Below are 5019 nucleotides of genomic sequence, written 5' to 3'. Positions count from 1 at the left end.
TCAACGAGATCGCCGACAAGTCGGACTTGCTGGCGCTCAACGCGGAGCTGGAGGGCACGAAGGCGGGCGAGGTGGGGCGGGGCTTCTCGCTGGTGGCCGCGGAGATGCGCAGGCTCGCGGAGAACGTGCTGGAGTCCACGAAGGAGATTGAAGGGCTCATCGAGGAGGTGCGCGAGGCGAGCGCCGCGGCGGTGGCGGTGACGGGCGGCGGGGTGCGCGCGGTGGAGACGGGCACCGCGCTGGCGGAGCAGGTGTCCGAGTCGCTCCGTCAGATTGTGAGCCTCGCGGGGCAGACGTCGGACGCGGTGCGGAGCATCTCCTGGTCCACGCAGCAGCAGCAGTCGGGCACGGATCAGCTCGCGGAGACGATGGCGGACATCCTGCGCGTCACGCAGCAGAGCCTCAACGCGACGAAGCAGGTGAGCTCCGCGAACGGGGACCTGCTGGGGCTGGCGCAGGACCTGCGCGGGGTGGTGGAGCGCTTCCAGATCCATCAGGCGACGCTCCGCCAGGGGGATGACGGGTGAGCCCCAGCGAACGGCTCCTCAAGCAGTTCCGCGACCTGGTCACGGTGCGCCTGGCGCGCATCAATCGCTCCCTGATGGAGCTGGAGGCCGGGGGGAACCTGGAGGCCGGGCAGCGGGTGCTGCGTGAGCTGCACGGGCTGAAGGGCGAGGCCCGGATGATGGGCTTCGACGACATCAACACGCTCGTGCACCAGATGGAGGAGCTGGTCCGGTGCGTGGAGCCCTACCGCTACCGGCTCTCCTCGGAGTCCACCGACGCGCTGCTCACCACGGCGGACGCGGTGCTCGCGCTGTCCGGCGCGCTCCAGGCCGGTGAGCCGGCGCTGGCCGTGGATACGCTGGTGGCGACGCTGCAATCGAGGCTCACGGCGGAGGCCGCCCGTCCGCCCCCCGCGGTGGCGCCCCCGCTCGCGCCCGTGGATGAGGACGACTGGCCCGGGACCGCGGTGCTGGCTTCGCGCGCCCCGGCCGTGGCGCAGCGGGGGGAGGGGACCCCTGCAGCCCGCGCGGAGCCATCCGGCGCGCCGGTCGTTCCCTCGCACTGGGGGACGATGGCAGCCCGTCCGGAGTCCCCTCCGGGGGGCGGGATGTCCCCGGCCTCGGCCGCGTCCCACCTGCTCATGACGGCCATCCGCTCGGAGCCACCGGGGGGCCCGTCCGCGATGGGATCGCACGGTGTGACGTCAGCAGTGGCCTCGTCGAGCGCGCACCTCGTGAATCCGGCGGCGGGGCTCCTTCCCGGCTCTCGCCTGATCGACAGCGCGCGCCCCCGTCAGACCCCGGGCCCCGCTCCCAAGGCGGGTGCCGGCCCGGCGCGCAGTGGCGAGGTGCGCATGGACACGGCCGTGCGCATCGGCGTGGCCAGCCTGGACATGCTCACCAGCGCGGTGACCAACCTGGGCCAGGTGGCGCGCCGCCGGGAGCTGGCGACAGCGCGGCGGCTGGCGCTCGTGCGCGAGCTGAGCGAGCTGGCCCGCGCGGCGGAGGACCTGGGGCCTGCGGGCGTGGCGCTCGCGGAGCGGCTGGGCCGCGCCAAGGAGCTGGCCGCCACGCTGCACCGCGAGGCCAAGCTGCTCGCCAACGCGGAGCTGCGCGACCTGGGTCAGGTGTCCGAGGAGGTGCAGACCCTGCGCATGCTGCCCCTGTCCGTCCTCTTCGAACCCTACCCCCGCATGGTGCGCGACCTCTCGCGGGAGCTGGGCAAGGAGGTGGAGCTCGTCGTGGACGGCGAGGACACCCGCGCCGACCGCGCCGTCGTGGAGGCCCTGCGCGAGCCCCTCATGCACCTGGTGCGCAACGCGCTGGACCATGGCCTGGAGACGCGCGTGGACCGCGTCGCCGCCGGCAAGCACCCCCGGGGCTGTCTCACCCTGCGCGCCTCGCGCGAGGGCAGCCGCATCATGCTGCGCGTGGAGGACGACGGCGCGGGCATGGACCCCGCGCTCCTGCGGCGGGTGGCCGTGCGCCGGGGCGTGCTCGACGAGGCCGCCGCGAACGCCCTGTCGGACTCCGCCGCGCGCGAGCTCATCTTCCTGCCCGGCTTCTCCTCGCGCGAGGTGGTCACCGACCTGTCAGGTCGGGGCGTGGGCCTGGATGCCGTGCGTGCGTCCCTCCAGGCCTTGGGCGGCGACGTGGGCGTGGAGTCCGCGCCCGGCTGGGGCACCATCTTCACGCTGCGCGTCCCGGTGTCCCTCACCATGGCGCCCCTGCTCTTCGTCCAGGTGGGCGAGGAGACGCTCGCCCTCAGCGCCGTCCACGTCTCCCGCGCCCTCAAGGTCGAAGCCTCCGAAGTGGGAGAGGTCGCCGGCCGACCCACCGTCCGCAGCGAGGGCCGGGTGCTGCCGTTCGCCTCGCTGGCGTCGCTGCTGGGGCTCGGCTCCGAGCGTCCCGCCCGGGAAGGCGAGCTGGTGCTGGTGGTGAAGGGCCAGGGCATGGAGGCGGCACTGGCCGTGGACCGGGTGCTGGAGGAGCGCGTCCAGGCCATCCTGCCCCTGAAGGGCATCCTCGCGCGCTTCACCCACCTCACCGGCGCCACCTCGCTCGCGGATGGACGGCTCGTGATGGTCCTGTCAGCGGCGACCCTGGCCGCGGGCGTGCACGGCACCGCGCCCCTGAAGCTCGCCCGCCCGCCGGTCCGGGTCCCGGAGGCGCGCCGCCGCCGCGTCCTCGTGGTGGACGACTCGCCCCTGACCCGCGAGCTGGTGGCCAACCTGCTGGAGGCGGTGGGGTACGACACGCTCCGGGCGCCGGACGGCCCCGGGGCGCTCGAGCTGATCGGGCAGGCCGGCCCCCCGGTGGAGCTGGTCGTCACCGACCTGGAGATGCCGGAGATGGACGGCGTGGAGCTCACCCGGCGCCTGAAGACCGATCCCACCCGGGCTCGCCTGCCTGTCGTCATCCTCACCACCCGGGGCGGGGAAGCTGACCGGGCGCGCGGGCTGGCCGCCGGAGCGGACGGCTACATCACCAAGGGCGACCTCGTCCGGCAGGACCTGGTGGACGTGGTGGGGCGACTGCTGGCCTGAAGCCGGGCCCTGGCAATCCACGCGCATTGCTATACTCCCCGTCGCGAGTACGGGGTATGGAACGTCCATGGGCAAGAAAGTGTCGGTGCTGGTGGTCGATGACTCGCTCATCTGCCGACAGCTCATCAGCGCGGCGTTGAGCGACGACCCGGATGTCCAGGTCGTCGGCACCGCGGCGAACGGCCAGGAGGCCGTTGCCCTCACGAAGGAGCTCCGCCCCCACGTCATCACCATGGACGTGGACATGCCCGTCATGGACGGGCTCACGGCCGTGGAGCACATCATGGCCGAGTGCCCCACGCCCATCCTGGTGCTGACGGGTGATCCGCGCTCGCAGGCCCCCGCGCTGACGTACCGCGCGCTGGAATTGGGCGCGCTGGCGCTGCAGATCAAGCCCTCCATCGACGCGGGCGCGGACGCGTGGAACCTCACCAAGGAGGTGAAGCTCATCTCCTCGGTGCGCGTCATCCGCCACGTGCGTGGCCCCAAGCGCACGCAGGCGGGGACGCCGCACCCCACGGCGGTGCTGCCCGCGGTCTCCATGGGCATCGTGGCGGTGGCCGCCAGCACCGGCGGCCCGCAGGTGCTCTACCGGATGCTGTCGGAGCTGCCGGCGGACTTCCCGGCGCCCATCGTCATCGTGCAGCACATCAACGCGGCCTTCTCGGAGTCGCTGGCCAGCTGGCTCGCCAACGCGAGCAAGCTCAAGGTGCGGCTCGCGCAGGACGGCGACACGCTGGCGCCGGGGCTGGTGCTCGTGGCGCCGCCGGATCAACACACGCTCGTGCCGCTGCGCGGGCGCGTGGTGCTCAAGCCCGGCGTGGAGCGCGACGGGCACATGCCCAGCGGCACCATGCTGCTGGAGAGCGTGGCCAAGACGTACGGCCGGCGCGCGGTGGGCGTCGTGCTCACGGGCATGGGGGCGGACGGGGCGGACGGGCTGCTCGCCATCAAGCAGGCCGGAGGGCTGGCGCTCGCGCAGAACGAGGAGTCCTGCGTGGTGTTCGGCATGCCGGGCGCGGCGGTGGAGCGCAAGGCGGTGGACCACCTCATCCACGGCGACGACGTCGCGGCCACGCTGGCGCGGCTGGCGCGCGGAGAGTCCCTGCCCGCGGGTCGCTGAGCCGTCGCCGTGACGTCCTCCTCCGAGCGCTGGGCTCCCGTGCACACGTTCATCTCGGCGCACACGGGCATGGCGCTGAGCGTGGCCCAGCGGCGGCGGCTGGACGCGCGCCTGGAGGCCCTGGGCCACCCGGGCCCGGCGGCGCAGGTGGTGGCGCACCTGCACTCGGCGGCCGGCGCGGCGGACCTGGCGCGGCTGGTGGGCGCGGTGGCGGTGCACACGTCGGAGCTGTTCCGGGACGAGGTGCAGCTCGCCGCCTTCCGCGAGCACGTGCTGTCGCCCCGGGTGCGGCGCTCGAAGCGGCCGCTGCGGATGTGGAGCGCGGGGTGCGCGGCGGGCGAGGAGGTGGCCACGCTGCTCGTGCTCCTGGCGCGCGAGGGCGCGGATCCCGCGAGCCGCGTGCTGGGCACGGACCTCTCCGAACTGGCGCTGGCCCGGGCGCGCGAGCTGAGCTTCCCGGTGGACTCGCTGCGACGGGTCCCGGCGTTGCTGCGCACGCGCTACTTCGAGCCCCGCGCGGGCCGTCTGGCGCTGGTGGAGGCCTTGCGCCCGCAGGCCGAGTTCCGGTGCCACAACCTGATGGAGACGCCGTATCCGGAAGTGGACGGCGGGTTCGACGTCATCTTCTGTCGCAACGTCCTCATCTACTTCACCCCGGAGGCCTTCCAGCGCACGGTGCGGAAGCTGACCGAGCGGCTCGCCCCGGGCGGCGTGCTCGTGCTGTCCGCCGCGGAGCCCCTGCTCCAGGTTCCCCCGGAGCTGCGGCTGCTGCCCTGTGAGCAGGCCTTCTTCTACGTGCGCGTGGAGGAGCCCGTTCCGCCCGCCCCTCCGCCCCGGCGCGAAC

The 5019-nt window shown here is 73.8% G+C and carries 4 protein-coding genes; all 4 read left to right on the top strand.

The genetic code is table 11. The features are described from left to right. Nucleotides 1-527: methyl-accepting chemotaxis protein (locus D7V93_RS37620; RefSeq protein ID WP_244237740.1), on the top strand; the 527-nt coding region annotated here is incomplete at its 5' end. Further along, nucleotides 524-3052 carry a hybrid sensor histidine kinase/response regulator gene (locus tag D7V93_RS37615; protein WP_120647915.1) on the top strand — a complete coding sequence of 843 codons (2529 nt, stop codon included), beginning with the start codon at nucleotides 524-526 and terminating at the stop codon, nucleotides 3050-3052. The genes D7V93_RS37620 and D7V93_RS37615, both read left to right, overlap by 4 nt. 67 nt (nucleotides 3053-3119) lie before the next feature. After that, entirely contained in the window at nucleotides 3120-4175 is a 1056-nt protein-coding gene (gene cheB, locus D7V93_RS37610; RefSeq protein WP_120647914.1) for a chemotaxis-specific protein-glutamate methyltransferase CheB, read from the top strand. A 9-nt stretch (nucleotides 4176-4184) separates the two neighbouring features. Further along, nucleotides 4185-5019: CheR family methyltransferase (locus D7V93_RS37605; protein WP_244237739.1), on the top strand; the 835-nt coding region annotated here is incomplete at its 3' end.

The organism is Corallococcus llansteffanensis (assembly GCF_003612055.1).
In the GTDB taxonomy this organism is placed as follows: Bacteria; Myxococcota; Myxococcia; order Myxococcales; family Myxococcaceae; genus Corallococcus; species Corallococcus llansteffanensis.
Note: the sequence above shows the minus strand (reverse complement) of the source record. Positions and strands in the feature narration are given on the sequence as shown.